The organism is Mesorhizobium sp. ZC-5 (assembly GCF_025753855.1).
GTDB lineage: Bacteria > Pseudomonadota > Alphaproteobacteria > Rhizobiales > Rhizobiaceae > Neomesorhizobium.
The window spans coordinates 1-25091 of sequence record NZ_JAOWPT010000014.1 but is presented as its reverse complement, the minus strand read 5'-3'; the positions used below and the strand labels follow the sequence as shown (position 1 = coordinate 25091).

23 protein-coding genes and 1 pseudogene are annotated in these 25091 nt (G+C 59.0%); 14 read left to right on the top strand and 10 right to left on the bottom strand.

What is annotated here, in order from left to right:
- Positions 1 to 202: 202 nt before the first annotated feature.
- The gene (locus tag OHD58_RS25840) at positions 203 to 886 is read right to left on the bottom strand and encodes a secretin N-terminal domain-containing protein (protein WP_263806552.1); all 684 of its coding nucleotides are present in this window, start codon (positions 884 to 886) and stop codon (positions 203 to 205) included.
- A 211-nt stretch (positions 887 to 1097) separates the two neighbouring features.
- Between OHD58_RS25840 and OHD58_RS25835 the strand changes: the two genes are divergently transcribed.
- From OHD58_RS25835 to sctT, 10 genes are read left to right on the top strand one after another with little or no spacing between them, the layout of a single operon-like run.
- The gene (locus tag OHD58_RS25835; RefSeq protein WP_263806551.1) at positions 1098 to 1613 is read left to right on the top strand and encodes a nodulation protein NolB; all 516 of its coding nucleotides are present in this window, start codon (positions 1098 to 1100) and stop codon (positions 1611 to 1613) included.
- A gap of 9 nt (positions 1614 to 1622) precedes the next feature.
- Entirely contained in the window at positions 1623 to 2483 is an 861-nt protein-coding gene (sctJ, locus tag OHD58_RS25830; RefSeq protein WP_263790871.1) for a type III secretion system inner membrane ring lipoprotein SctJ, read from the top strand.
- Positions 2476 to 3084 (top strand): nodulation protein NolU, encoded by a 609-nt coding sequence (locus OHD58_RS25825; protein WP_263806550.1) that lies wholly within the window; start codon positions 2476 to 2478, stop codon positions 3082 to 3084. The genes sctJ and OHD58_RS25825 overlap by 8 nt, the downstream gene beginning before the upstream one ends.
- Entirely contained in the window at positions 3081 to 3704 is a 624-nt protein-coding gene (gene sctL / locus OHD58_RS25820; protein WP_263806549.1) for a type III secretion system stator protein SctL, read from the top strand. The genes OHD58_RS25825 and sctL overlap by 4 nt, the downstream gene beginning before the upstream one ends.
- A gap of 8 nt (positions 3705 to 3712) precedes the next feature.
- Positions 3713 to 5059, top strand: coding sequence for a type III secretion system ATPase SctN (gene sctN, locus OHD58_RS25815; protein ID WP_193364574.1), 1347 nt, complete (start codon positions 3713 to 3715; stop codon positions 5057 to 5059).
- Positions 5035 to 5568 carry a hypothetical protein gene (locus tag OHD58_RS25810; RefSeq protein WP_263806548.1) on the top strand — a complete coding sequence of 178 codons (534 nt, stop codon included), beginning with the start codon at positions 5035 to 5037 and terminating at the stop codon, positions 5566 to 5568. Before sctN ends, OHD58_RS25810 begins: the two co-directional genes overlap by 25 nt.
- Entirely contained in the window at positions 5568 to 6683 is a 1116-nt protein-coding gene (gene sctQ, locus OHD58_RS25805) for a type III secretion system cytoplasmic ring protein SctQ (RefSeq protein ID WP_412177298.1), read from the top strand. The genes OHD58_RS25810 and sctQ overlap by 1 nt, the downstream gene beginning before the upstream one ends.
- A complete protein-coding gene (gene sctR, locus OHD58_RS25800; RefSeq protein WP_006205111.1) occupies positions 6676 to 7341 on the top strand; it encodes a type III secretion system export apparatus subunit SctR in 666 nt (221 codons plus the stop codon). Before sctQ ends, sctR begins: the two co-directional genes overlap by 8 nt.
- Positions 7342 to 7343: 2 nt before the next feature.
- Positions 7344 to 7619 (top strand): EscS/YscS/HrcS family type III secretion system export apparatus protein, encoded by a 276-nt coding sequence (locus OHD58_RS25795; RefSeq protein WP_006205112.1) that lies wholly within the window; start codon positions 7344 to 7346, stop codon positions 7617 to 7619.
- A gap of 8 nt (positions 7620 to 7627) precedes the next feature.
- The gene (gene sctT / locus OHD58_RS25790; protein ID WP_263806546.1) at positions 7628 to 8449 is read left to right on the top strand and encodes a type III secretion system export apparatus subunit SctT; all 822 of its coding nucleotides are present in this window, start codon (positions 7628 to 7630) and stop codon (positions 8447 to 8449) included.
- 232 nt (positions 8450 to 8681) lie between these two features.
- Here sctT and OHD58_RS25785 read toward each other — a convergent pair whose 3' ends face one another.
- Positions 8682 to 9614 carry an IS110 family transposase gene (locus OHD58_RS25785; RefSeq protein WP_263806545.1) on the bottom strand — a complete coding sequence of 311 codons (933 nt, stop codon included), beginning with the start codon at positions 9612 to 9614 and terminating at the stop codon, positions 8682 to 8684.
- Positions 9615 to 9877: 263 nt separating this feature from the next.
- On the opposite strand from OHD58_RS25785, the gene OHD58_RS25780 reads away from it, so the two are divergent.
- On the top strand, positions 9878 to 10915 hold the full coding sequence (locus OHD58_RS25780; protein WP_263806544.1) for an EscU/YscU/HrcU family type III secretion system export apparatus switch protein: 1038 nt from the start codon (positions 9878 to 9880) through the stop codon (positions 10913 to 10915).
- Positions 10916 to 11565: 650 nt separating this feature from the next.
- On the opposite strand, the gene OHD58_RS25775 is transcribed toward OHD58_RS25780, so the two are convergent.
- The 5 genes from OHD58_RS25775 to OHD58_RS25760 form a co-directional block, all read right to left on the bottom strand.
- Positions 11566 to 12072, bottom strand: coding sequence for an RES family NAD+ phosphorylase (locus tag OHD58_RS25775; protein ID WP_263806543.1), 507 nt, complete (start codon positions 12070 to 12072; stop codon positions 11566 to 11568).
- Positions 12069 to 12557, bottom strand: a complete 489-nt coding sequence (locus OHD58_RS25770) for an antitoxin Xre/MbcA/ParS toxin-binding domain-containing protein (protein WP_263806542.1) — start codon at positions 12555 to 12557, stop codon at positions 12069 to 12071. Before OHD58_RS25770 ends, OHD58_RS25775 begins: the two co-directional genes overlap by 4 nt.
- A 156-nt stretch (positions 12558 to 12713) precedes the next feature.
- Positions 12714 to 13253 carry a nucleotidyl transferase AbiEii/AbiGii toxin family protein gene (locus OHD58_RS30805; protein ID WP_412177295.1) on the bottom strand — a complete coding sequence of 180 codons (540 nt, stop codon included), beginning with the start codon at positions 13251 to 13253 and terminating at the stop codon, positions 12714 to 12716.
- The gene (locus tag OHD58_RS30800) at positions 13229 to 13759 is read right to left on the bottom strand and encodes a nucleotidyl transferase AbiEii/AbiGii toxin family protein (protein ID WP_412177294.1); all 531 of its coding nucleotides are present in this window, start codon (positions 13757 to 13759) and stop codon (positions 13229 to 13231) included. The genes OHD58_RS30805 and OHD58_RS30800 overlap by 25 nt, the downstream gene beginning before the upstream one ends.
- The gene (locus tag OHD58_RS25760) at positions 13752 to 14345 is read right to left on the bottom strand and encodes a DUF6088 family protein (protein ID WP_040583658.1); all 594 of its coding nucleotides are present in this window, start codon (positions 14343 to 14345) and stop codon (positions 13752 to 13754) included. The genes OHD58_RS30800 and OHD58_RS25760 overlap by 8 nt, the downstream gene beginning before the upstream one ends.
- 473 nt (positions 14346 to 14818) lie before the next feature.
- Here OHD58_RS25760 and OHD58_RS25755 point away from each other — a divergent pair, with 473 nt between their 5' ends.
- The gene (locus OHD58_RS25755) at positions 14819 to 15268 is read left to right on the top strand and encodes a hypothetical protein (protein WP_412177293.1); all 450 of its coding nucleotides are present in this window, start codon (positions 14819 to 14821) and stop codon (positions 15266 to 15268) included.
- Between the two features lie 266 nt (positions 15269 to 15534).
- On the opposite strand, the gene OHD58_RS25750 is transcribed toward OHD58_RS25755, so the two are convergent.
- The 3 genes from OHD58_RS25750 to OHD58_RS25740 are packed head-to-tail and all read right to left on the bottom strand — an operon-like array spanning position 15535 to position 18315.
- A complete protein-coding gene (locus tag OHD58_RS25750) occupies positions 15535 to 16128 on the bottom strand; it encodes a CpaD family pilus assembly lipoprotein (RefSeq protein WP_006205124.1) in 594 nt (197 codons plus the stop codon).
- A 10-nt stretch (positions 16129 to 16138) separates the two neighbouring features.
- Positions 16139 to 17608: a type II and III secretion system protein family protein gene (locus tag OHD58_RS25745; protein WP_263806541.1), complete on the bottom strand. Its 1470-nt coding sequence runs from the start codon at positions 17606 to 17608 to the stop codon at positions 16139 to 16141.
- Positions 17605 to 18315 (bottom strand): response regulator transcription factor, encoded by a 711-nt coding sequence (locus tag OHD58_RS25740; RefSeq protein WP_006205126.1) that lies wholly within the window; start codon positions 18313 to 18315, stop codon positions 17605 to 17607. The genes OHD58_RS25745 and OHD58_RS25740 overlap by 4 nt, the downstream gene beginning before the upstream one ends.
- Before the next feature lie 1188 nt (positions 18316 to 19503).
- On the opposite strand from OHD58_RS25740, the gene OHD58_RS25735 reads away from it, so the two are divergent.
- Together OHD58_RS25735 and OHD58_RS25730 are read left to right on the top strand one after the other, a co-directional pair.
- Positions 19504 to 19968, top strand: coding sequence for a hypothetical protein (locus tag OHD58_RS25735; RefSeq protein WP_263806540.1), 465 nt, complete (start codon positions 19504 to 19506; stop codon positions 19966 to 19968).
- A 1302-nt stretch (positions 19969 to 21270) separates the two neighbouring features.
- Positions 21271 to 25091 (top strand): annotated as a pseudogene (locus OHD58_RS25730) (hypothetical protein); the annotation flags it as partial.

Below are 25091 nucleotides of genomic sequence, written 5' to 3'. Positions count from 1 at the left end.
GATTGATGCCGACCGGACACTGCTGCAAAACCCGGAGCGGAAGGTCGCCAAACCAATCAGCGAGCGAATGTCGTTTTGTGCACAAGCCGATCTCTTGCGCAAACAAGATAGAAAGAACGTCAATCCATGCTGAGGGCGCGGGCGCCGCACACCCACTTGTGTTCCTGGGCAGAGGCGGGGCGCAGCGCCCGTATTCTCAATGTTATTTCTGGGCTGGCTCAGGCTCGCGCACGATGTCGTCCTGACGCGGCAGGGAAGAATAGGGGCCTTCCTGCCGTCCATCGCGAATGACCGTGGCGGAGGAGCCGCGAAACAACAGCAGTACCGATTCCTGCGGCGGCTTCTCGACGGCGGCGGCCTGTGGCTGCGCCTGCGCCTGCGCCACAAGAGCGTTGAACGTCTGCTCCACAAGCGCGACGAAGCGTGGTGGACCGGAAACCATGACGAGAGCATTTCCCGGCGCCGGTCTCACGACATAGCGTTCATCGGAGATGTTGAGCGCATCTAGAGCTGCCTTGAGCGCATCGAAGCGGATCGGGGTCAGCACAAGCAGGCGAGTTTGCGCTTCATTTGCAGATGATACGTAAAGTTCGACCCCATCGAAGTACCATTGGAGATTGTAGAGATCGGTCAAGCGGTCGAGGAACGCGCGCGGTGGCAAATCCGGCATGCGTCCGCGAATCCGCCCCTTCACCTCGCCGCTGATGCTGATTTTGATTTTGAGGTTGTTGCCGAATTCCTGCAACGCGGCAGCGAGTTCCTGATCCAGAACCGCATACCTGTAGGGTGTCGAGGGCAGTGACAGAGTAGCACTGTGCGCCAAATGGTTTCCGGTGGAGACAACAAAAACGACACAGAGGACTTTCTTAAAAATGTGCAGGATCATGGATTCACAAGCATTCCCGGCATCTCGTCCCGAAGAACATAAGGTTGAAATTCGCATTCTAACTTAGGCGCCGAACGTGGCGATTAAAAGACGCTGCCCATGGTCAATTCGTCAGCTTGTCGTCAGTTCGACTCTCTATGCTGTTGATCCGATAACGGGTGATGGGCGGGTTAGACTCATCACATCTCAAAGAGAACAAATGAGTCCTTGCATGATGTTGGGCGTCACATCGATCTCCACCAATCTAACCGACGGTCTGTCCAAGGTCGGGTCGGCGGCAGCGCTCGGCGACCAGGCGCAGTTTCAGCGCAGTCTTGTGCAGGCGGCGAGCTCGGTCAAAAACGATGCCTCCTCCGCGACGGCTAGGGTGGCGCCAGTTCGTCCGGCCTTGGAGGTTCAGCGGGCTGTAACGCAGGCGAACCCGCTGGGCGATCGCGTGCTTCAAACGCTTTCTTCGATGCATCAGCATAATGCAGTCGCGCCTCCCGTGCTCGGCAGCCAGGTGACCCTTGTGACGGGCGCCCTGCCTGGGCCGGCGGCGCAGCTCCCTCTGCAGGCCCGAGCAGCAGGAGTACAGACGCCAAGTGCTCCGCAAGGGGGGAAGGATTTCGAAGCGATGGTTGCTGGCCTGCGCGATGTCTACAATGACGTCACTCAGGTTTCCCTTGTCTGCAAGGGTATCGGCTCCGCCAGCTCATCTGTGAATAAACTGGTATCAGCGGGTTGAATGTCGCCCATGGTTGGCGCAACGCATGGCGAGATCACCCATAGCCGGCCGCCTGGTCGGCTATGGCCTTGTTGTGCTGTGCTGCCGCTTCTGTTTGCTCTAAGTGGCTGCAAGGCCGATCTCTACACGAAATTGCAGGAGCGCGAGGCGAACGACATGCTCGCGCTCCTGCTTAACAGTGGCGTCGATGCGGTCCGTGTCGCCGTAAAGGATGGGACCAGCACGATTCAGGTCGAAGAAAAGCAGCTTGCCTTCTCGATCAACCTGCTGAATGCCAAGGGGCTGCCGCACCAGTCTTTCAAGAACCTCGGCGAAATATTTAAAGGATCGGGTCTGATCGCGTCGCCGACCGAAGAGCGCGCGCGTTATGTCTATGCGCTGAACGAAGAGTTGTCGCGTACGATCAGCGACATCGACGGCGTCATCTCGGTGCGCGTCCATGTCGTTCTGCCGCATAACGACCTTTTACGAGAGGGCGCCACGCCATCCTCGGCGTCGGCGTTTATCCGACATGACGCTAAGGCAAACCTCTCAATTCTGCTACCGCAAATCAAGATGCTCATTGCCAACAGCATCGAGGGCCTATCCTACGATAAGGTGGAGGTGGTTTTCGTGCCAGTGGAACGGCCCGCATTTGAGCAACGGGCTGAGCCAGCGGCTGTTTTGACCCAGGCATCTAAATCGATTCCGGCGCCTTTGCTGGCGATTGCTGTGGGTTTCGCCGCGGCCGTGATCGGCGTTCTAAGCTATGTCTTGGGCCGCGCTCGTATGCGCCAGCGCAGGCAATCGCGCGAACCCACCAAGCTTGAAGGGCGCGCGGGTGTGCCTGCGATCGAGTCTGTTGCTAAAAAGATGGTCGGCGATGCGTGATCGATCGCCCGAATCGGCTTCCGTGGGCTTGAGCCAGCTTGCTGCTGCGATTCATCCGACTCGACTTGCCGCACGTCTTGACCCGGCGTTGTCGGCCGCGACCTTGGTGCGGTTGCAGAAGAGTCGGAGGCTTCAAGTGAGATTGGCAGGACTGTTGCTCGACGATGAAATGAATTTGAATGAAGGCCGCTGGGGTCAGGACCTTCTGCGTGGACATGATCCGCGTCGAGCGGCCCTGCTTGCCGGAAGCCTCTGGCATGCCCGCTCGCTGCTGAAGCTGATTTCAAAGCCTGATCTCACCGTTCTGATCCAATCTATCGGCGCTGAAGCGCACGCGTTTGGCATCCGACATCTGGCGCATGCCATCGCAACCGGACCGATTGACGATCCAGAGCAACTCGCCCAACAGATTGAACACGATGGGCATGCCTGTCTTGGCGCCTGGCTCGATGAAAATTCAGCCCTTGACCGGAACCGCGTGCTGCTGCGCCTGCCTGTTGGGACCGCCGCCGATGAGCCCGCGATTGAGCACCGCAATGCTGCAGGCCAGTTGTTTTCTTTAGTGGTAGCCTATTTGGTTGCGGAGACCCCGACGATATGACGTTCGATGATCCAGCAGCGCCGGTTGCTCCGCAGATGCGCCCAGTCGGGCCACTGATACCGGCAAGTGAGCTCGAAATCTGGGACAATGCCGCGGAGGCGCGTTCGGCGGCCGAACGGTATCTGCAGCGGGTTCGCGGCTGGGCGCGCGCGGCTTATCGGCGCGAACGGGCGCGCGGTCATACCGAGGGATTCAACGACGGCGCCGAGGAGATGGCCCAACTGATTGGGCGGACAGTCTCTGAAGTGGCACGGCGAAAGACCGTTCTGGAGCAAGAATTGCCACAGCTCGTGATGGAGATCGTAGGCGATCTTCTGGGTGCCTTTGATCCAGGCGATCTGCTGGTGAAGACCGTTCGTCGTGCGATCGAGCGGGAATATGGTGGCGCCGAAGTTTGTCTTCATGTGTCTCCCACGCAAGTCGATGCGCTCGCGCGCGAGTTCGCTGAATGCGATGGAAGGGAAGGGCGGCCGAAGGTCCGGATTGACCCCGATCCGGCGCTGTCGCCGCAGCAATGCGTGCTGTGGAGCGAATATGGCAATGTCGATCTCGGGCTGACTGCGCAGCTACGCGCGCTGCGCCTCGGGTTTGGGTTGCGTTCTGAAGAAAACGAACTGTGACCATGCGGATGCCCGAGCACAGCAATCCCGCTGCAGAGAGAACTCTGGATACAGAGCTGTCTGGTCTGAGGTCTAAAGCCAAGCATATCGACACGCGTGTCGTACGCGGACGGATCACGCGGGCCATCGGAACGCTCCTCTATGCCGTCTTGCCAGACGCCCGTATCGGCGAACTCTGTCTGTTGCAGGATCCGCGGACCGGGTGGTCGTTGGAAGCCGAGGTGGTCGGTCTGTTTCAGAATGGCGTTTTGCTCACGCCGGTCGGTGACTTGGTCGGCCTGTCCAGCCGTGCAGAAGTGGTGGCTACGGGACGAATGCATGAAGTGCCAGTCGGGGCCAATTTGCTCGGCCGCGTGATCGACAGCTTCGGACGTCCGCTCGATGGCAAAGGCGCTGTCAAAACCGCTGAAACCCGTCCGCTGCGCGGCAGAGCCCCCAACCCAATGACAAGGCGCATAATCGAGCGGCCCTTCCCACTCGGCGTCCGTGCCCTGGACGGTCTACTGACATGTGGCGAAGGCCAGCGGATCGGAATCTATGGAGAGGCGGGCTGCGGCAAGTCAACCTTACTGTCACAGATCGTAAAAGGCGCGGCAGCCGACGTTACCATCGTCGCGCTCATAGGCGAGCGTGGGCGCGAGGTTCGTGAATTCATTGAGCGGCATCTTGGGGAGGCAGCCCTTCGTCGTACGATCGTTGTCGTCGAAACCTCCGACCGCTCGGCAATAGAGCGGGCGCAATGTGCGCATATGGCAACCACACTCGCCGAGTATTTTCGCGAACAAGGGCGACGCGTCGTTCTGATGATGGATTCATTGACGCGCCTTTGCCGCGCCATGCGCGAAATCGGCCTTGCTGCGGGTGAGCCGCCGACCCGGCGGGGCTTTCCTCCTTCCGTCTTTGCCACGCTGCCAGGCCTGTTGGAGCGTGCCGGCATGGGGGAGCGTGGCTCAATCACAGCCTTCTATACCGTGCTTGTCGAGGGTGACGGTGTGGGAGATCCAATCGCCGAGGAGTCGCGCGGCATTCTCGATGGCCATGTCGTCCTTTCACGCACGATCGCGGCGCGAGAGCATTTCCCCGCTATCGATGTGCTGCAGAGCCGCAGCCGTGTAATGGATGCAGTCGTATCTGTTGCACATCGTAGGTCGGCGTCCTTCTTCCGTGACCTCCTCTCGCGCAGTGCCGAGTCCGAGTTTTTGGTCAAGGTCGGTGAATACAAGCATGGCAGCGATCCGCTGACTGACCGGGCTATCGCCTCGATCGATGATCTGCAGGAGTTTTTGCGCCAGGGCGAAGTCGAGACGTCCAGTTTTGAGGAAACCGTCGAATGGATGTCACGTCTGACCGCGTGAATCGTGTTCACGCTTCGAGGCTAAGGCTTCTGAAGGATATGCGAGAGCGCAGTGCCCTTAGCAACCTGTCCAATATGGAAGCCAAGCGCCAGATCGCGGCCTTGGCTACACAGCAAGCTTCCAAGGAGCTTGCGATCGCAGAGGACCGCCGTGCAGCGGCCGAAGTGCAGCTTTATCAACAGCTAATATCGCTCGATACCTTGTCCGTCGCAGCACTCGATCGTGGCAAGCTCCTGATTGAGCGGCTTGAGACCGAGATCACCCTGAGACGTCAGAGGCTTGATGACGCGCACGTCGCTCAAGAAGAGGCCGAGACGGCGGCGTCTGAGACAAGGGCCCACTGGGTCAAATGTTCGGCGGCCAGGCACAAATGGGAACAGATCGAGGGCGACGTTCGGCGCGCGGTCGACACCCATTCGGAGTCCGCAGCCGAGATAGAGGCCGATGACGAAAGCATGCCTCGGTATGGGAGGGTTTCGCGTCCCCAAATGTCGGGCGACCCGATATGATGACGGCTCATCCTCTTACCGCGGCGCGGTCGTGCCGTTTTGTAGAGCCGCCCCCGGTAACTCCTGTGGGCAGACACGCTACGCTCAAACCATCGCTAACTCTGTCCCGCGCCGTCGTCTCGTGGATCAACGAAATCGCGACCCCCCGCATGGCCTTTCAAAGCCGGCTTGGCGATATGCCGCTATCTGTGCGGATGGAACGGATTGTCTGGCAGCAGGAACCTTCTACGGCTCCAATGTTTGACTGCATTTGGCGCGTCGGAGACGAAACGATCGTCTTGTCGTTGTGCCGTCGACTTGCAGAGGCGCTCATCTCAACAGTGCAGAATGGTCTTGCATTACCTTGCGAACCAACTGGTTCGCTTGTTCTCGAACTTGCACTCGAGCCGCTTATCGCTCGACTGGAGAGTCAGACACAGCGGAACGTGCAATTCCTTCGTACAGGCGACCCCATGACGCCAGCTCCTTATCTGGAATTCGACATCGTCTGCGGTCCAGTCAACGGCAAAGTTCGTCTGTTCCTGTTCTCGCCTCTCGACGGTCGTGTCCCATCTGCATTCTGCGCGTTGGGCGAATTGCTTGGCCAGTTGCAGCGACAGCCGTGCAACCTGCTTTCAGAGCTCCCCATCACAGTTGCAGCAGAGATCGGCTCGCTCAGCGCTTCGGCCGCGCTTCTTCGCAACGCACGTGCCGGTGATGCGCTGTTGCCGGATGTATTACCGTTTGGGCGCGGCCAGATCATCCTATCTGCGGGCCGGTTATGGGCCGCGGCAGATATTGCCGGGGACCGCCTAATTCTGCGGCGCCCTTTTCGCCCGCGACCATGCCGCTTGGAGAATGCACATATGACGACACAACCCGAATCACAGCAAGCGCCGACGGAAGCCGATCTCGACGATGTCGAGATCACATTGGTCTTTGAATGCGGCCGCTGGTCGATGCCGCTAAGAGAATTGAGAAGTGCCGGCGAAGGGCATGTGTTCGAACTTGGTAGGCCGATCGACGGCCCGGTCGATATTCTTGCCAACGGCCAGCGTATCGGCTGCGGCGACATCGTGCGCATCGGCGACGGGCTGGGCATCAGACTCCGTGGCAGACTGGCATGCAATGACTGACGTTCAACCAGGAATCCTGGCATTACTTGCGGTTACAGCCGGACTCGGTCTGCTGGTGTTGGCGGTCGTCACGACCACGGCGTTTGTAAAGATATCGGTCGTCCTCTTCCTCGTCCGCAACGCGCTCGGGACCCAGACAATACCACCAAACATCGTGCTATACGCCGCTGCATTGATTCTCACCGTTTTCGTTAGCGCGCCTGTTATTGAGCAAACCTATGCTCGCGTCACGGATCCGAAACTGCATTATCAAACGTTCGATGACTGGGTGACCGCCGCTAAAGAGGGGCGGGAACCCTTGCGTGATTATCTCAAGAGGTTCACCAATGAAGAACAACGCCGGTTTTTCCTATCCTCGACCCAACAAGTCTGGCCACAGGATATGCGCGCCAGCGCTGCACCTGATGACCTCGTCATTCTGATACCATCTTTTCTAATCTCAGAACTCAAGCGTGCCTTCGAAATTGGCTTTCTTCTCTATCTTCCCTTTATCACCATCGATCTTATCGTAACGACAATTCTGATGGCCATGGGCATGTCAATGGTGTCCCCGGCGGTGATATCTGTGCCTTTCAAACTGTTTCTATTTGTCACTATCGACGGTTGGTCGCAACTAACGCACGGGCTTGTGTTGAGTTACACAACACCGGGAGGTTGAGTATGGACGAGGCCAGCATTGTAACTCACATGAGCCAATCGTTCGTGGTTTTCATGATCTGGGTTCTGCCACCACTCATTGCGGCGGTGGTTGTTGGGCTGGGCATTGGCATCTTCCAGGCGGCGACGCAGATCCAGAATGATTCCTTGCCACTCGCCGTGAAACTTCTGGTCGTTGTTGCCGTCATTGGTCTGTTTTCCCCTGTGCTGAGCGCCCCGCTTATAGAATACACCAACCAGATCTTTGCTGAGTTTCCCGCAATCACATCCAGCTACTAGCCATTCCCATGTATGGCTTGTCACTTTCTGATTCTCAAAGTCTGATCCAGGCCGCCATCGAATTCATCGTTGCGGCTGGACTTGGCGCGTCCCGCGCCGTCGGTATTATGCTGGTCCTCCCGATATTTACGCGATCTCAGATTAGCGGGCTGATCCGCGGCTGCTTGGCTGTTGCGTTCGCACTACCATGCTTGGCGCAGATCAGCGTCGACCTGCAGGCGATTGATCCGGAAACACGTCTTATTCAGGTAACGCTGCTCGGTTTGAAGGAGGTTTTTGTCGGCCTGCTGCTTGGCACGCTGCTCGGCATCCCGCTATGGAGCCTGCAGGCGGCCGGTGAGATTATTGACACCCAGCGCGGCATCACCAGCCAGGTCGCTTCGGACGATCCCGCTACGCGCAGTCAGGCTTCGGCGACGGGAGTTTTTCTCGGCATCACTGCGGCAACGATCTTTGTCGCGTCGGGAGGTCTGGAGGTTATGATCAACAGCCTTTATGGCAGCTATCTGATCTGGCCCGTGTATCGGTTTCAACCCACCCTGACTGCGCAAGGAGCAACGGAATTGATGGGGCTCCTGGACCACATCATGCGCACGACTCTGTTGGTCTCTGGACCTGTGGTGGCCTTCCTACTCCTGGTCGATATATCTGTGATGATAGTCGGGCGCTATGCGCCGCAATTCAAGCCGAGCGATCTCTCCCCGACGATCAAGAATATCGGCTTTCCGATCATCATGGTCACCTACACTGTCTATCTCGTCGAAGGCATGAAATCGGAAATCGTCTGGTCGAACGGCGCGCTGGAGTGGTTTGAGAAGCTGCTGAAATGAGAGAGGTCCTTTGCCAACCAGCGACAAGCAGAGGCCAGGCAGGGGGGTGTTTTTGGATCGTAGGGCATGTCGTCTTGCCATGCTCTCCAGAAAATGCACATCCATGCGTGAGCGGATGCTGGTATCCGCGTCTTCTGGCGTCTTGATGGACCTTCGCGACACATGGGCTTGCCTGTCTGGAGTTGTCGGCGAAGCAGGTCATGACGGCGCGCAAGCGTTTGTTGCAGGCCCATCACCAGCCGACACTGCGGGATTTGCCGCTCTGGTATGTGACGGAAGCGACGCTCGCCTCCGCAGCGAGATGATCCTCGCTTTGGCGGCGGACACGCCCGTCGCCCAGTTCGCCGGTGATTTGGGCGGCGCAGATTTTTCCGGCCCCGGGGAAGGATATGACGATGCGTCCTTCCGGCAGTCGAGCAACGGGGGGCTCGATGCGGCTGGAGAGCTTGGCGATCTGGGCGACGAGGCCTTCGAGTGTGCTGGCACTGACGCGCGAGAGTTCGCCCTTAGCGTCAGCCTCCGTGGCGGTTGGGTTGGGAGTGGAGCAGAGCCGGCCACAATACTGGTTCTGGGCGAGGAATGCGGCCATTCGCTTCTCAGCCAGGCGGCCGGCGCCTTCCGGCGGGTAGCACTGAATGAAAGCCCGCGCGATGGGGCTTGCGATGTCGGCGAACAGGTCGAACGGACCTGGCCAATAGCTTTCGAGCAGGGCGCGGAGCTGAGTGGCGAGCACGACCTTTCTGGCAATGAGATTGTCACGGCCGCGAACCAGCGCGCACAAGGCCTTGATGGCGTCAGATTGTGGCCGAAACGGCGCCAGCCGGTGGCCCTCGATCCGCAGAATGTCGGCGGGGATGCAGGCGTCGCCGGGGTCGCTGCTGGTAGCGTCCGCGCGATAGCGGCGCCGGCACGCCTTGACGACATTGGGGTAGGGCAGGGTGTCGACGAACCCGGCCTCGACCAGCACGTCGACGAGCCCACTGGGCCGCTCGATGGGGATCGGCGTCTCGCCGGGCGTGCGATACCGGCGCAGGCAGGCAGCGAGATCAGCAAGCCCGTCCCGCTCGTGGGCGACGGCAAAGTGATCCAGGCCCCAGCCGGCAGGGTCGACGATACAAACGGCATGGTTCGATCCGCCCCAATCGACACCAACCCAAATGGTCATGGATGCACCTTTGCAAACTGGGGTCGGGTGCCCGGTGCCGGAAGCTGCCCTCACGAGGTGCTGATCAATCGACGCTCTGGGCACATCTTGGTGGAGGTGTCCGTGGCGCATCTTCCTGTAGCCCGTCTGGAGCTCCCGGCCACTGCAAAGCCTCAAGCCTCATTTGGGCCCTCGTGGGGCAAGCAAAGGCCGTCCTCGCGGCGGCGCGGGACCAACGCCCAGTCCGCCCTTGAACGGATTCAGCGCAATCGCGAGGCTGCCTGATGAGCGACACGAGCGAAGAAAAGAAACATCCACCCACACCCAGGAAGCTGAACCAAGCGCGCAAGAAAGGGCAGATTCCAAGCAGCGCCGATTTCGTCCGCGCTGCCAGCACGTGCGCCGGGCTGGGATATCTATGGTTAAAAGCGAGCACCATCGAGGATAAATGCCAGGAAGCGCTTTTACTAACAGACAAGCTGCAAGATATGCCCTTCAACAGCGCGGTTCAGCAGGCGCTGGTCCTTTTTACCGAACTTGCAGTGTCAATCGTTGGCCCATTCCTCGGGATTATTGTCGTCGCAGCAGTTTTATCGGGACTTCTCGCTAATCGTGGATTGGTCTTCTCTTTCGAGCCGATGATGCCGAAATATGAGAAAATTGACCCCTTCAAAGGGCTGAAGCGCATCGCGTCGATGCGCTCTCTAACCGAGCTTGTGAAGACGTTGGTGAAGGTTTTCGTCCTCAGCGCAGTCTTTCTCCTCGTCGTTCTCGGCATGTGGAAGACGATGGTCTATCTGCCGATCTGCGGCATGGGCTGTGTCGGCTTTGTGTTTGCAGAGGTGAAACTGCTGATTGGGATTGCTGCCGGCTTCTTTCTGATCGGCGGATTGATTGATCTCCTGGTTCAGCGCGGGTTGTTTTTGCGCGACATGCGCATGACCGACACCGAGATGAAGCGCGAGCTGAAGGATCAGCAAGGCGAGCCAGAATTGAAACGTGAACGACGTCGCCTCCGCAACGAAATGGCTAGCGAGCTTCCGCTTGGCGTGCATCGCGCCACATTGATCTTGAGAGGGCGCGCGATACTGGTTGGTCTGCGTTACGTCCGTGGCGAGACCGGGGTGCCGGTACTGGTTTGCCGAGGCGAGGGGGAGGCTGCTTCTCAGCTATTTGATGAGGCGCGGGCGCTACGTCTCACCATTGTCGATGATGATGTCCTGGCGCGCCAGCTCATCCCCACGACAAAGCTGGGGGATCCCGTCCCACAGAAGTATTTCGAGCCGGTCGCGAAGGTATTGTATGCCGCCGGCCTAGTTTAGATTAGAAGGATGTTGAATAATTTGCTCTTGGTAACTTGAGGAGCGTGATTGATTGGCTCCAGAGACATTCGCAGATGAACGGGTGACCTCAAGGCGCGGGGCCAGCGGGACTATCCGTTGCGGCGTATTCGGGCGATCATGAACGAGGGGCTGGCGATGTGCGGCGATGTGCGTTGGAGCGGGAATGATTCGGACCCACTCAAACGCCGCCGAAAAAATACGCTAATCTGCGACGTAACGTACTGAAAACAAAAATAACTCACTCCAAAGACAATCAGCGACAATCGGTACGCAGAGATTGGCTGTGAGGGACCGCCTGACGGGTCGCATACATATTGCCCGCCCGAACTTTTCTGAGTACCGTCAACAGTCAATGAGGTTAGTGAGGGCACTTTTTGCCCCATAAGGCATTGAAGAAAAAAGGACTTTCCGCCCGCTGGCGTCCTCACTTCGAGATCGGGGTTTCTATCATGGCCGAATGTACGTCATCAGTGGGAGCGGGGTGATGTTGTAAATATTCTCGTAGAAAAAGCTACCGTGATGGCGTCTTCACGAGCCGCGGAATGTCATCGAAAAGCTGATTTTTTGCCGATGACTCAATGGCGCAGGGCTTTTCAGGCATGGACTGAGATGAGGTCAAAGTCGTGGGTTCATGGCGTTGGTGGATGCAATCTCGTGTCCAGCGCGAAATCCTCTTGGGATCGAAGCGTGTAGAGACCGCTGGCCCTGGCTGGATCAAACACCAAATTCCAACTGTGGTGCGATACCGTACTTGGAATCAGAACAAACATATGCGTTGCGAGTAAAGCATCGCCAAAGTGCTGCTGCCCTGCGCTGGGAATGCCTGGCCTTAGCCAATTGGCATTTGGAATGTCCCCCATGTCCACGACATGAATAGTGGATGGTTCTCTAATTTCAAAAGACGTCAGAACATGGGGAACGGTGTCGAGTGTTCTAAACCCTTTGTGAACGGCGACTTCGAGAATCGCAGTAGACGGATCGATTGAAGCGTAGATTGCCCTAACGCCTCTGCTATTCCATCTTGCACCCAGTTTGAACGAACCCTCGCCACTATCCCAGGTGGACCTGAAACGGTTGTGGTCGAGCCTCCAGCCTATGATCTCTCTATTTCCGAGCAAGCCTGGTAAAGGCGTCATGCATAGACACCGTAGTCTAAACGCTCCAGGAACTCCTGTACGAGCTCGGTGCCGGCCGCAGTAGCCAAAAGATCAATCGGCCTTCGATTATCCAACCCCATCGCAGGCTGAATCATCCACTTCTCGGCCTCATCTTGGGAACCGAGGACAGAGGTAGCTTTTGTCAAAATTCTCGCGAAGTTCCATGTTCTAGAGCTCTGCTCAGTGTTGAGCGTCCTGGAGCGGTCGGATTTGTGTCTTTGGAATGTGCGTTCGCTCATACCGAAAGCCTTCTCGAAGGCATCGGTGGGGTCGATGACGAGGAGATGGGTCACGAGTTTCTCAAGAGCCAAACTCGGAATACCGTGGAGGATTAGTTCGTGAGCTTCGATCTGATTGGATACGGGATGCTTTAGGACGTTCGGCCCGCCAAATAGGTTCACGAGCTCTTCAAACTCGCTTCCGACGCTCGACGCCGCTCTAATTGCCATCAGGGGATTGGTCATGGTCGCTGCTCCGTCATGTGTCGTATTATTTACGACAGGTGGCGCGGGAATTCAAGTGCTGTATAATCTGAGACCCCTGTTCTCTCCAGTTCAATGGGGAGTCCAGAGTTGCATTTCTGGCGAATGGTCATCTCGTGCGACCGGCGCCAGCACATCTCACGCCGCATAGCTATTGATGTTTTCTTGGAGCTTCTCGATTCTTGCAAGTATGGCGTCGAAGGCGGGCGGGCTGTCGTCGAACATCATCGGCGCCATTGCACGATAGTCTGCACGCAGGTCCCTGATCCGCGCCTTGCTCGGTATAAGGCGCAGCGTCCCTGGCCGCGCAGTGTCGTAGCTGGCCCAGCCCGATCGGAAGAAGGTCGCCTTGTGCTTCGCCACTGTCGCCAGAAGGCCGAAATCGCCTGCGGCGGCTTTGCCCTCGTCCGTGTCGAGAAGCATGGCGAGGTCGTAATAGTGTCGTGAGAAATATTGCGGCGTCGCGGATTCAGCGGGGCGATGGGCCTCTGCGTGCAACGCCGTGGCCTTTTCCCAAAAGGTCCGTTGCGCCGCGAGCACGGTGACGACGGCGTCGGGATCTTCGAAGAAGTCGGGATAGTCCTCCGCCGCATAGGAGCGGATGACCTTCTCCTCGGTCGGCCATGGATCGCCGCGCGCGCCGAGTTCGAGCTTCACCCGCGGCGTAATGTAGGCCATGCCCTCATATTCGGCGGCGGGCAGCACGGTCGATAGTGGAAGTTCACGGTCTGCGCGTCGCCTGCGTCGATCTCCAGCGACCAGGCGCCATCGGTAGGTTCGCCGAGTTGCTCCGCGATGGCGGCGCGAAGCCCCGGAAGCAGCTTCTCGGCGATATGCGCCTCGACGTCGCCCACCAGGTCTTCGATGAGTTGAGCCGCTTTCTTCCGGCTGATTCCCTCCTTCTCGGGATCACGGTCGCCGACGTAGCCGAGGTCGGCGCGATCGAAGGACAGATCGATATCTTCGGAGAAGCGGCGGATCGCGCCGAACGCCTTGGAAAGGGACGTGCCACCCTTGAAGACCAAGGTGGCAGCGTCCTTCCCTTGCAGGCCGAAAAGCCGCTTCAAGGTCCAGCAGACCCAGAAGTCCTTTTCGATGATCGTGTCGGCGACCCCTCGACCTGCGCCGGTCTCGCCAAAAAGAGCCGCCCGATCGGTGGCTGGAAGTAGAGCGACCTTATCCATCGAGATCGCCCGACGCTGCGTTTGCGATCGAGACGAGCGTCGGCCGCATCCAGGCGGGTGCTTGGACCGCGGTGGAGGCGAGCGTCTTCTTGTCGCTGGCCGACAGACGACGCGCTGCGATCTGTGCGACGTCGGCGGCACGCACCTGCCCCACATGACGCAGGGCCTGGACGACGGTGCCGGCCGCGCTGCCCGGAGCAATCAGATGCTTGGGCGAGGCGTGACGCAGATCGACCACGCGCTTGCCCAGCACGACTCGGCGGGAGGGGCCATCGGTCAGATAGGTGCTCTTCGCCGGAACCTGAGTCGAGAGGCCGAGCGCGTTCGCCGCGCGCGCGCCAGCCATCTGCACCTGCGAGCCGGTCTCGCGTGCAAGCGCCTGCGCAACGTCGTCCGGAGTTGGAGAAAGCGGCCCGAGCTTGGGATGGACCTTGGGGAAATCATACAGGCCGCGCGCCAGGCGGCGAAGCTTTCCGGTCTTCGCCAGACGGGAAAGGGCTTGGTCGACCGCTGCGCGCGCCGCCACGTCCAGGAAGTCACGAGGCGTGAAGACGCCGCCACGCCCGCCAGCGCGGGCGCGTCGCATGATCCGATCCGGAACTGATGTGACAGTGGCTTTCATGCGTCAGAAAATAGTACATCTTTTTCTGACACTCAAGGGGCGCGGAATGGGGGCGACAACGGTACGTCAGGCCCTTGCGTAGGCTTGCTCTGGGACGTGGGTCGGACGGGCCTCGTTCGGGCGACAAAACGCTGCTATAAGAGGCATGACGGTACTTTTCCGCTGGTAGCGGAGCGGCTCCCAGCCGCTAAAAATCGGTTCTCAGAGGCAATCGACCTCGATAGATACCGAAGCCACACGAAAAACTTTTCGCTGAAAAATATGTTTAAAATCAACAGTGTAGCTTTTTGACGGCCCATGTCGGCTTATTGTCGTCTAAACTGAGAAATTGCGAGTGAAATCAGCTACTTATGGTCAGTTTGAATAATCGAGCGAGGTTTGCCGCGCTGTTTCGCCGATCGGGCGACCTTCGGTCCCGCCCGAGAAGGCTTCGGCCGATGCTGTTGCAGGCATCTACTCGATCCGCTCAGAGCAGCTTTTTATGGAGCAGCAGGAGTATACTTTCTCTTTCGCGGTTCGTCGGCATCGGCGTCGATGATGTACCCGGGGATCACTCGGTGCTCTTCAACAGCTGCGCCCGGCTGCTGGAGGGCGACATCACGGCGAAGGTCCTGGCTGCCGAGCTGGCCCAGACCAGGGAAGGGGCTTCTGTCTACGGATCACGTCTTGGTCGACGGCATGCTGATCGAGGCCTGGGCTTCGATGAAGAGTGTGATGCCGAAGGACAGCTTGGGCGATTCGCCAGCAGAATGCGGCGGCGATGGCCAGAAGCTGTCGAACCAGCCCATGCCGATCCCAACGCTAGGCTCCACCGCAAGGGACAGGGCAAGAAGGCAAGACCGTCCTTCATGGTGGACTTATGGAGAACCGGCAAGCTGCTGGAATGAGTACCCTTGCGGTTTTGCTCAACACCGGCTCTCCACTGAGCCTGCACATAGTTACCGACATCCGCTACTCAAACTCCAATGGCGGACAGCGCTGTAATTTCTGCCGTGGTCGCCCCTACATGCAATGCGATTAGCTCGCGGGCCGCCTACGCCTGAAGGTGGTCCAATTAGTTGCTGCGCATCACAAACCGTTTCGCGCTAGCCAACAACCTTTGCCGCCCGTTTCGCAACCGCTGTCATCAGGGGTGCTTTATCAGCGTGGGTTGTTAAGTTCCTGGTTCTGGTGCGTCCTTGTCCGTGGCGAAGGTCCTGTATTTGGCAACGGGGATAGCGGCACGATCGCCATTGCTTGGCCTGACAGCCGGGTTGTCGAGCAAGTCGCGCGGATCGTTGACCATGACCACCAGATTGTGGCGGGTCGAGCAGCCAAGCGTCTGGTCGAAAGAATTGTCTTTGCCTAACGGGCTGGAAAGCGACGGACACACGGGAGGACTGGCACTGTAGACAATCGCCTCTACTCTTACCGAGACGCCGTCGTTCTGATCAATACTGGGGTCCAGCAGGTGGATGTTGTAAGCGTCGACCCCCATTTTCCTGGCCTGACTGGCTATCTGTGCGCTGGGCCGAGATGGGCCGCTGATAAGGAGTTGGAGCGCGTCGACTCGACCGCGACTGGCACTCGCAATGAAACCACGCAGACGCTGGCGCTCGGCCGCGTGAAGGCCCTGCAACAGCAGGACGTTGTTCTCCTGCCGCACAAGGATCGCTTGTGCCGATGGGTCGACATAGAGCGGCGCGCTGGTTGTGCAGCCAGCTATATTGGCGGTCAGGACTAGAAGGCTTATGATCCTCAACATCATTGGGTGATCGCTATTCGATAATAAAGCCGGCACCGCCGGCGCGACTTGATACGCTGGGGCGAGGAGCACCGTGGCTTGGCGGCGGAGTTGCCAACGAATTTGTCGGAGTGCCCCCCACACCCAAGGGCGACCCGATGCGGTCGGTGGGTGCGCTCATCTGGCTCGGGCTCGATCCAGGCCGTACAATGTAAGGCGTGACGATAATAACCAGTTCCGTTTCCTCTTTTTGGAATGAGGACGAACGGAACAGCGCGCCGAGGACCGGCACGTCACCAAGCCAAGGAAAGGCACTGATATCAGTGTTGACGCTGCGCCTGATCAGCCCGCCGATTGCGAAACTTTGGCCGCTGGCGAGCTCTACAACCGTGTCGGCACGCCGCGTGGAGATGGCAGGCACCGAGATACCATTCATTTGGACGGCTCCTTGTGACGATAGTTCACTGGCCTCCGGCTTTACGCGAATATTGATCTGATTGTTGCTGAGAACGGTCGGTACGAATTCCAGGCTGACGCCGAAGTGCCGGAATTCGACGGAGGCTTGCCCATTGTTCTGCACGACCGGAATGGGAAATTCGCCGCCAGCCAGGAAGCTGGCGGACTCGCCGGACATTGCGGTGAGATTCGGCTCAGCCAATACGGACGCAAGATGCTCCGTGGCGAGCGCATCGAGAACCGCGCTGACGTTGATATTGCCATCGCTGAATCCGATTCCTGCCTTATTGCCGCTGTCGAAACCAGCCTCGTTGCCACTGCTCAACAAGCCGACTTTGAAATTGCCGATTTGACCGAAAGCAGAGAGGTTGACGCCGAGCTTCTTCATGGCGCTACGCGAGACCTCCGCTACGCGCACACTTAGATTAACCTGCAACGACCCGGTGACCTGGATTTTATTGACGATCTGCGCACCGGCGCCGAGAAATTGCTCAGTAATCTTCATTGCGGTGTCGACGACTTCAGCATTGGGTGCCGTACCGCTCAGGACTGCGCCGCGCGGCGTGTAGCTGACGTGGATCGGGTAGTCGCCGGTTTGGGCCCTCAACATGGCGCGCAGGTCCTCGATCGGCTGCGCCACGACAATCTGCAACTGGGCGAGAGCCTCTCCGTTCTCGTCGAGGGCGAACAAGGTCGTCCGCCCGGATTTCTTGCCAAAGACGAAGATGGTTTTGTTCGAGGGTGCCTGATAGTCTGCGATCGTTGGGTCGGCAACAAAAATGCTTGCGGCGGGCGCGGACAGATGAACTGTCTTGCCGAGCGAGGAGGAAAGGTTCAGCGTGCCGCTAATGCTATTAGGAGAGGCATGCGACGTCTCCCCACTGTCATCCTGCTTGACCTGGGCAACGGCAGAAAGTGGAGATAGCAGAATGACCGCGCACAGGAAGTGGCGAAGGCAAGGAAAAACACCCGATTTCAGGGTGTTAATGACGATCGACCGCCGATCGCCACCAGAGTGATTCTTGCGAACGATGTTCAAGGCAGTCATTGCTTTCCAGTTCGATCAACTCGGGCCGATGCCGTCCCAGTCAATTCAAGGATGTAGCCGATGCCACGCGCGGTCTTGATGCGTAGCGTTGCAGCAGACTTGGTCAAATGTCCGCGTAAGCGATAGATTCCGACTTCGAGCGCGTTGGCCGAGACCTCGTGGTTGAACGCATAGACGCTGTCTTCCAGCTGCTCGCGAGGCACGGTTCGGCCTGCGCGGTTGAGCAGATGCTCAAGAATGGACAGTTCGCGGCGCGCGATCTTTAGCGGCCGACCACCAACGCAAACTTGTCGGCTAATCGGATCGAAGGTGAGATTGCCAAATTCAATTATGGGGTCGGTCACCTGTGTTGATCGACGCAGAACGGCTCGCATTCGGGCAACGAGCTCATCACTAGAGACGGGCTTGGGCAGGAAATCGTCTGCGCCACCGTTGAAAATCGCGATTCGCCTGTCGAGATCGTTGAGGTTACTCATGATGATGGCAGGAATTGAATGCCCGTCACGCCTTAACTGCCTCAGCCAATCTAAGCTATCTCCATCCGGCAGGGCGAGCTCTAGCAGGAGTATTTCATAGCTCGCGAAACAAATAGCAGTCGACGCTTCTTCCAGGGTACGAGCCACATCAACGGTGAAACCGCACTCCGCGAGCGCTCCTCGCACCGAGCGCGTAAGATCGGTATGATGATCAACGAGCAGCGTTCGCATTTTCATCTCCTATCAAGGCACGACAAACCATTGGGACGTCACCGTCGGCTGTGAGACCGCGGCGACATGATCAGTCGCGCAACTCGTCGCGTATTCGCCATCATTCTTTCCGATGGATAATCGTCTAAGGCGCAGGCAAGCCGCTCAACCGCAGCACGTTCAGCCAGGAGGCGAAGTCATAGCGACGATCCCTCTGCGGATTCCTTGAAGCGAGAATCCAGTTCGAACCGACGAGAAGCCCGATTTCCGGTGCACCGTCTTCCGCTGACAGCCGCCATAGCCCGGGTATAGCGGCCCCGGAGGCAGGGAACTCGAAATTTCGCTGAAGTGCGTATCATCATGCAGTCTCCGGTCACGCGATCTCGGAAGCGCCGGACACTGTTTCCCACTTGCAATCGAGGGGACGCATAGGACTACGGCACGAGCAACAACATGCAAGAAGTGATCGACCAGTTGACGGGACCGAACATCACCGGCCGCCCAACAAAAAATTCCGCGTGCCACGTCTGCGATTTCTCTACGCATCGATCCTCCTGAGTTCAGCCCTTGCATTCGATAGATCCGGCGGCTCCGTCCAGAGAATCACATTCCATGAGTAGGACGGTTAGCTTTCGAGAAGCTGACGAACCTCCCAACGATTCATTTTGCGGTCGATCGCGAGAAATTTGGGAGGTTCTGGACTTCTTGGGCATGTTGACGAGCGGTTCGCTCCGATCAAAGAAGAGCTTAGTTTTAAAGTAAAAAATGGATTTCTAATTCAGAAATAATTTTGTTCCAATTCATTATCAGGATATCATAAATTCTTGTCCCGGATATCAAGGGTATCTTATTCTTTATCGAGAAAATGAACTCTGCACAGATTGTTTTAGGTGTTCGATCTTGGATGGCAGGATCCAGTCTTCTCTCGCCCATGGCGATTGCCTAATCTTGAGTTAAACGCCTAAGTTTCGCGCCAAACGAATGCAGCTTACGCAGAACAGGAGGAACCTTGGTCACGATGAAAGATGAATTTTGACTGATGCTGGCTACATTAGAAAATTCTCCTCGGACGCAACGCTAACATCGACAACCATCGCGGGTGCCTGCTCATAAGAGTCCTCGTATGCAACCTTCTTATGCAGGCTTCTGCAAAATTGGTAAAATCGATTGTTTCGATGTTTCTCATCCATACTGTGGATGGATAAAGCGTTGCGTTTCAAGGGCTTGATCTGTGATCTCGACACGAATTTCGGGTCCGCAACTTCTGTCACCTCGCGCCCAGACGCCGGGAGATTGGGGGGCTCATGCAAGCGCCGCTGGTCACGCAGCACGAATGCGCCGCCGTTCTGCGTGGACATTGCGGCTACTACTACGGCGGGCAGCCCAATTATCGAGCGCTTGCTTCGGATTGCGCCGCCCGTCTGGTGCTCCGATTTTTACTTCCATTCCCGTCGCCAGGCGACGGTGCCGTTGACCAAGGGCCGCAACCGGATCTGGATCGCGGACGCTAGTGCAAGCCTTATCGCGTCGTTCGCCAGCGGCATCACGGGCGACGGCGCAGCGACACTGAACCCTGGCCAAACGAGGCAGACAGAGGGGCTGATCCCAAAGCTCAAGCTGGTGAAGCCAGATGATATCGCCGCGGAAAGCTCGATCTCCTGCAGGTCGGCCTGATCGGCGCCGCATGCCCCGGGACTTCATCAAGTTTGCATTAGCCCCAATTGTTGGACGCCGTCTGAGAGCCACGCTACCTCTTCGCCCAGCATGTTCACCCGACGCTTGACCTTGCCATGCCTTAGTCAGTGCTGCAGCTGCTGTTGCGGTAGTTGTCGCGTTTGCCAAAGTCGTGTCGGCTGGGTGCAAGTCAGGTTTATGTCAGCGGCGATGGCTATGTACGACGGTCAAAGCGCGACCATTGCCGAAAGGATGGCCAGCCGCGCTCTGGCGAGATCCATGTGTCGCAGTCGGTGGATGGTAGCAATAATCAAATGGATTGGAATGAGCGGCAGCATGGGTTGCCGGAGGGCGTCTGATTTGCCGCAACGGTGAATCATCCTGGCTCGGAGTGTTGTCATGCCGCGAATGCGGACCCTCCACTTGCCTAAATTCAGCCAGCGGAATCCTTGCCCGCGCACTTTTCGCCTGCATTGGAGATAAATTATGACAGGCATTGGCCGATCTGGGAAATCGCACAGTGGGGATGCTGGAGCCGACGGCACATGGGGGCCGAGCAGTTCGCGCCCAGAACCAGCCATTGCCCCTGGAGCAGGCAGTAGATCGTTCAGCTCGATTGTCCAGGGGATACGTCCCGAGCCTCAAGATGAGGGGACGTCCTCCGTTCGCAATCCGCCCCTTACCAGTGAGGCTGTTCGAGACAGGCCTACCAGCTCCTCCACTGCCGCCCGTCGGGCTCCCGGGGCTTTGCCGCGTGCAATAGGGGGGCGGCGTCGTCGTTTTCCCTCACTGCCGGAGGATGAAGCGCCAGGCCGAGAAGAAAGCTCTTTGCATTACGAAGGCGAATCCTGGCTCGCCGATCAAGAAGCCGGGAGCTGGCAAGCAGACGCTCTCCCACCTCGTGGGCAAATCGTGTCCAACCTGGATGCAGGGCCAGGAAAGCGGCGTATCGACGACGTCTCGGCCCAGCATGACCAACACGCAATCTCTGAAACACAACTTAATGTGGCTTTGCATGACATCTATGCCGCGCGCGACATCGGCCGATTCTCACGTGCGGTGGTGGAGCATGACAGGGTGCTGCAAAGAGCGGGGCACGCGAACCACGCAATGTTTCTGCAAAAGGCGGCCGCCCGGTTCGCACGTGACTTTGTCCCAAACTGGGAGAACGATGTCCGCGCCTGGAAATCATGGGGGTACGCCACGACATGCAACGCAGTGAGCCGGGAGGCTGGGGGGCAGGCAGGTATCGAAGCTTGCAGAGCCATGGCAGCTCGGGTGTCGCAGCTTAGTGATGCGCTAGTGAACGAAGTCGAAGGCAAGGCGCTTTCGCTCTTCGCATCATCATTCGGTCGGCATTCCCGGGCAGCGGAATGCCGCAATGGAATGATCAGGATCGCCAAAGTTTGTCGCGACGAAAGCGGGATACTTGAAGAACTCAACAGTCAAAGTCTCGGACTGCTGGTGAACGGCTTCAGCAAGTGGCCCCAGGAAAGCACGCCCCGCCAGGCGACACTTGCAATCGCCGCCGAGATCTGTCGCCGCGCTCGCCAGCTTTCTGATTTTCCTTCGCAGAACCTGTCTACCTTGGTGAACGGTTTCAGCAAATGGGCGGAGCCGAACGCTCGCCAGGCCTTAACAGCAATCGCCGGTGAGGTCCTTCGTCGCTCCCGTCGCCGCAACGTCTGGCTTTCTGATTTTGGACATCAGGAACTGTCCAACATGGTGAACGGCTTCGCCAAGTGGCCGGAGGACTGCCGCGGCGCTTTAGTTGCAATCGCCAGTGAGGTCAGTCACCGCGCTGGCGTCCCCGATGCCCGGTTCTCTGCATTTACTTCGCAGGGATTGGCGAACCTGGTGAACGGGTTCTGCAAATGCCCGGAAGAGGAGGTCTTTTGCCAAGCCACAGTAGCAATCGCGGGCGAGGTGCTCCGCCGCAACCGCCGTGCCCGGCTCTCTGAATTCACTCAGCAGGAAATGGCGAACCTGGTGAACGGGTTCAGCAAGTGGCCGCAAGAGGCAGCGTCTCGCGAAGCCGCAGGCGCGATGGCCGGTGAGGTCCTCCGTCGCGCCGACCGTCAGACCGCCCGGCTCCCTGGTTTTAATCCGCAGCACCTGGCGAACCTGGTGAACGGGTTCAGCAAGTGGCCGCAAGAGGAGTGGGCTCGCCACGTCATCGGAGCGATTGCCGGTCAGGTCGGTCGCCGCGTCGCCCCCGGCGAGTTCGGGCTCTCTGATTTTAATCACCAGGACCTGGCGAACATGGTGAACGGTTTCAGCAAATGGCCAGACGAAGCGGTCTATCGCCAAGCCACAATCAAGATCGCCACAGAACTCTCTCGCCGCGCCCGCGAGCAAGGGCTCGCTGATTTTACTCCGCAGGAGCTGGCGAACCTGGTGAACGGGTTCAGCAAATGTCCGGACGATGCGGACTATCATCAAGCCACAGTCGTGATCGCCCGTGAGGTCATTCGCCGCCGCGCCCAACTCCGTGGTTTTAGTTACCAGAATCTGACGAACCTGGTGAATGGTTTCAGCAAGTGGCCACAACAGGCGAACTGTCGCGATGCAACGCTCGCGATCGCCCGTGAGGTCACGCGCCGTGACGACCCGTTGTCTCATGTTAGTCGCCAGCACCTGTCGAACCTGGTGAATGCCTTCAGCAAGTGGCCGCAAGAGGCCGACTGTCGCCAAGCCACGGTCGCGATCGCCGGTGAAGTGCTTCGCCGTGCCAGTGGGCCGTCTGATTTTACGCCGCAGGACATGGTGGACATGGTGAACGGTTTCAGCAAATGGCCGGAACGGGCGCAGTGTCGCCAAGCCGCGGTCGCGCTCGGCGTTGGGCTCCTTGGCCGTGCCGACCGCGCCGACCGGTTGTCTGATTTTGCTCCGCAGGGACTGGCGAACCTGGCGAACGGTTTCAGCAAATGGTCTGACGGGACCGACTGTCGCGATGCCACGGTCGCGATCGCCGGTGAGGTGCTTCGCCGCGTCGACAAGCTGTCTGATTTTATTCCCCAGCACCTGGCGAACCTGGTCAACGGCTTCGGCAAATGGCCGGAAGCGGTGGAGTGTCGCCAGGCGACGGTCGCGATCGCCGGCGAAGTACTCGGCCGTGCCGATGAGCTCGCTGATTTTATTCCCCAGCACTTGGCGAACCTGATGAACGGGTTCAGCAGGTGGCCGGAAGAAGCGGCGTGCCACCAGGCGATAATGGACATTGCGCGTAGACTGGGCTCCGCAGGCCTGCGCTTCGCAGCATTCACCACACCTGCGCTCAGCACGATCGCCAATGATCTGGCGCGGGAATGCAAGAGGGGAGAGGGCAGCGGAGAGATTACAGAGACCGCCCTGCTGAGGGATAGGCTGCATCAGCTGGCCCATCACCTCCACTATGCCACTGATCGGCTGGAGCGGGCCGACGCTCTGGGCATCACGAACATCTTCAGGGCGCTGGCCAAGGCCCGGCTTTTTGACGATCTCGGTTCGCTGGCACGGGCAGGGTTGGATCGGCTTCAGGAATTGCACCGCGCCCCTGGTTTTGCCACTGAGAACAACCTCGAAAGCATGGGTAATCTGTGCGCCGCTCTGCTGCCGCTGGCGCGCAGCCCGCACAAGCAGCTGCGCTGGCACCGCAGGCAGGCGCTCAACCTGCTGAAGGACATCCAGCCGGTCGTGAAGCACAAGATCGAGGCGCATCTGCAGGCAAGCAGTGCCGAGCAGACACGCGGACCGTGCTCCAGCCGTTGTCCCGCCTTGTCGATCTATCAGGTGCTCAAGGCCCGCGCGGTCCTGGAGTCATTGTACCGGCGACCGTATGTCGAGGGCAGGAAGCCCGACTTGCGGATGACCCAGCAACAGCTGCAGCGTGAGACCAGGCAGATCCTGGCCAGCACGCGCGACCTCATCGAAGGCGACCTTTCCAACATGAGCTGGAACGTGATCGCGGAGATCGAGGCCGATAGCCCGGTCGATGCGCTGGACACGTTCATGGCGCACAATGCGGCAACCGTCCAGGCCCAGCATCCAGCGTCCGTCTTCGATGTCCACCAGGTGTTGCAAGCCATGGACCACGAGCCCAGGCCGCCACAGGGCGACGCGGGACTGATGCAGTTGCCGGTGGTGGACATACGGGGGCAGCGCGTGGCCACCGAGCCCGAGACACGCTATTCAGCTTTCCATCGCCTGACCTCGGGAGCCATCAAGGCGGTCGCGGTGCAACTGCCGGGCAAGCCGAGCGCCTTCATGCTGGCGCGGACGGTTACGGTCGAGGGTGTGCCATACCGCATGGACCTGTTTGGCGGCAGCAAGTTGAAAGCACCGCAACCGACGGTGTCGCAGATCGCAGCCCGCAGCCCGGACGCGGCGCCAGCAAGGGCCTCCGGGGGAAAGCTGCTGGCCATTCCCTATGCCGAAACCGCTCCGGGCACGGCGTTCGAGCAGCTATCGCGCGCCTGGGCCCCCTTCAAGGAGGCCTATTATTACACGCAGCGCCGGGGCTTTGCCGCGCCTCCTGCCCTTCAAGGTCTGGGGCCCCACGACTACGCGCTGGAAGGCGCCTTCAAACTGTCGCTGCTGCCGGACCGCCCTGCCAATGAGCAGCATCCCTTCAAGCTGACTGGAAAGGCAGGCCCGATCGCCTTGCGGCCGCATGACGGCTGCGGCTTCATCAAGGCCTCGCTGGCCGCGCGTATGCCAACGGTTCGCCGGGCCGGTCAAACGGGCGATTCCGATCGGGTGGCTGCCTTTGGCGAGGGAAGGAGATCGTCCCTGCCCGCCTTGGCGGCGCAACATTATCCGCGCAGCGAACTGGTGGCGGATGAGGCGCGCGAGAAGGCCAGGGCCTGGCTCGAGAGCCAGCAAGGGCGCGCGTTGACGTCCGAAGAGCTGTTTCGCACCGTGACGGCCGGACACATCGACGGTCCGGGCGCGGTCGCCGTGCCGTCCGGTGATGGCCACGTCCACGTGCCGACGCTCAAGAGCGAGACGTTGACGGGCAGGGATGGCGTGCTGATCGGCCGCTCGCCCTATGACAAGCCGAACCTGCGCCCGTTTGCCGCCGGGCAGGTCAGGTCGGCGGTTGACGGGGACCCGACGGCAGGGTTCCTGGATCAGTGCGTGGC

Bases quoted from the DNA above. Each gene is read 5' to 3' on its own strand.
- OHD58_RS25825 (WP_263806550.1), top strand. From the start codon at position 2,476: ATGCGTGATCGATCGCCCGAATCGGCTTCCGTGGGCTTGAGCCAGCTT.
- sctQ (WP_412177298.1), top strand. From the start codon at position 5,568: ATGACGGCTCATCCTCTTACCGCGGCGCGGTCGTGCCGTTTTGTAGAG.
- sctN (WP_193364574.1), top strand. From the start codon at position 3,713: ATGCCCGAGCACAGCAATCCCGCTGCAGAGAGAACTCTGGATACAGAG.
- OHD58_RS25745 (WP_263806541.1), bottom strand. From the start codon at position 17,608: ATGACTGCCTTGAACATCGTTCGCAAGAATCACTCTGGTGGCGATCGG.
- OHD58_RS25775 (WP_263806543.1), bottom strand. From the start codon at position 12,072: ATGACGCCTTTACCAGGCTTGCTCGGAAATAGAGAGATCATAGGCTGG.
- OHD58_RS25780 (WP_263806544.1), top strand. From the start codon at position 9,878: ATGAGCGACACGAGCGAAGAAAAGAAACATCCACCCACACCCAGGAAG.
- OHD58_RS25785 (WP_263806545.1), bottom strand. From the start codon at position 9,614: ATGACCATTTGGGTTGGTGTCGATTGGGGCGGATCGAACCATGCCGTT.
- OHD58_RS25770 (WP_263806542.1), bottom strand. From the start codon at position 12,557: ATGACCAATCCCCTGATGGCAATTAGAGCGGCGTCGAGCGTCGGAAGC.
- sctT (WP_263806546.1), top strand. From the start codon at position 7,628: ATGTATGGCTTGTCACTTTCTGATTCTCAAAGTCTGATCCAGGCCGCC.
- OHD58_RS25760 (WP_040583658.1), bottom strand. From the start codon at position 14,345: ATGCGACGCGCCCGCGCTGGCGGGCGTGGCGGCGTCTTCACGCCTCGT.
- OHD58_RS25755 (WP_412177293.1), top strand. From the start codon at position 14,819: ATGCTGTTGCAGGCATCTACTCGATCCGCTCAGAGCAGCTTTTTATGG.
- OHD58_RS25810 (WP_263806548.1), top strand. From the start codon at position 5,035: ATGGATGTCACGTCTGACCGCGTGAATCGTGTTCACGCTTCGAGGCTA.
- OHD58_RS25835 (WP_263806551.1), top strand. From the start codon at position 1,098: ATGATGTTGGGCGTCACATCGATCTCCACCAATCTAACCGACGGTCTG.
- OHD58_RS25750 (WP_006205124.1), bottom strand. From the start codon at position 16,128: ATGATGTTGAGGATCATAAGCCTTCTAGTCCTGACCGCCAATATAGCT.
- OHD58_RS25840 (WP_263806552.1), bottom strand. From the start codon at position 886: ATGATCCTGCACATTTTTAAGAAAGTCCTCTGTGTCGTTTTTGTTGTC.
- sctR (WP_006205111.1), top strand. From the start codon at position 6,676: ATGACTGACGTTCAACCAGGAATCCTGGCATTACTTGCGGTTACAGCC.
- OHD58_RS30800 (WP_412177294.1), bottom strand. From the start codon at position 13,759: ATGGATAAGGTCGCTCTACTTCCAGCCACCGATCGGGCGGCTCTTTTT.
- sctJ (WP_263790871.1), top strand. From the start codon at position 1,623: ATGGTTGGCGCAACGCATGGCGAGATCACCCATAGCCGGCCGCCTGGT.
- OHD58_RS30805 (WP_412177295.1), bottom strand. From the start codon at position 13,253: ATGGCCTACATTACGCCGCGGGTGAAGCTCGAACTCGGCGCGCGCGGC.
- sctL (WP_263806549.1), top strand. From the start codon at position 3,081: ATGACGTTCGATGATCCAGCAGCGCCGGTTGCTCCGCAGATGCGCCCA.
- OHD58_RS25740 (WP_006205126.1), bottom strand. From the start codon at position 18,315: ATGCGAACGCTGCTCGTTGATCATCATACCGATCTTACGCGCTCGGTG.
- OHD58_RS25795 (WP_006205112.1), top strand. From the start codon at position 7,344: ATGGACGAGGCCAGCATTGTAACTCACATGAGCCAATCGTTCGTGGTT.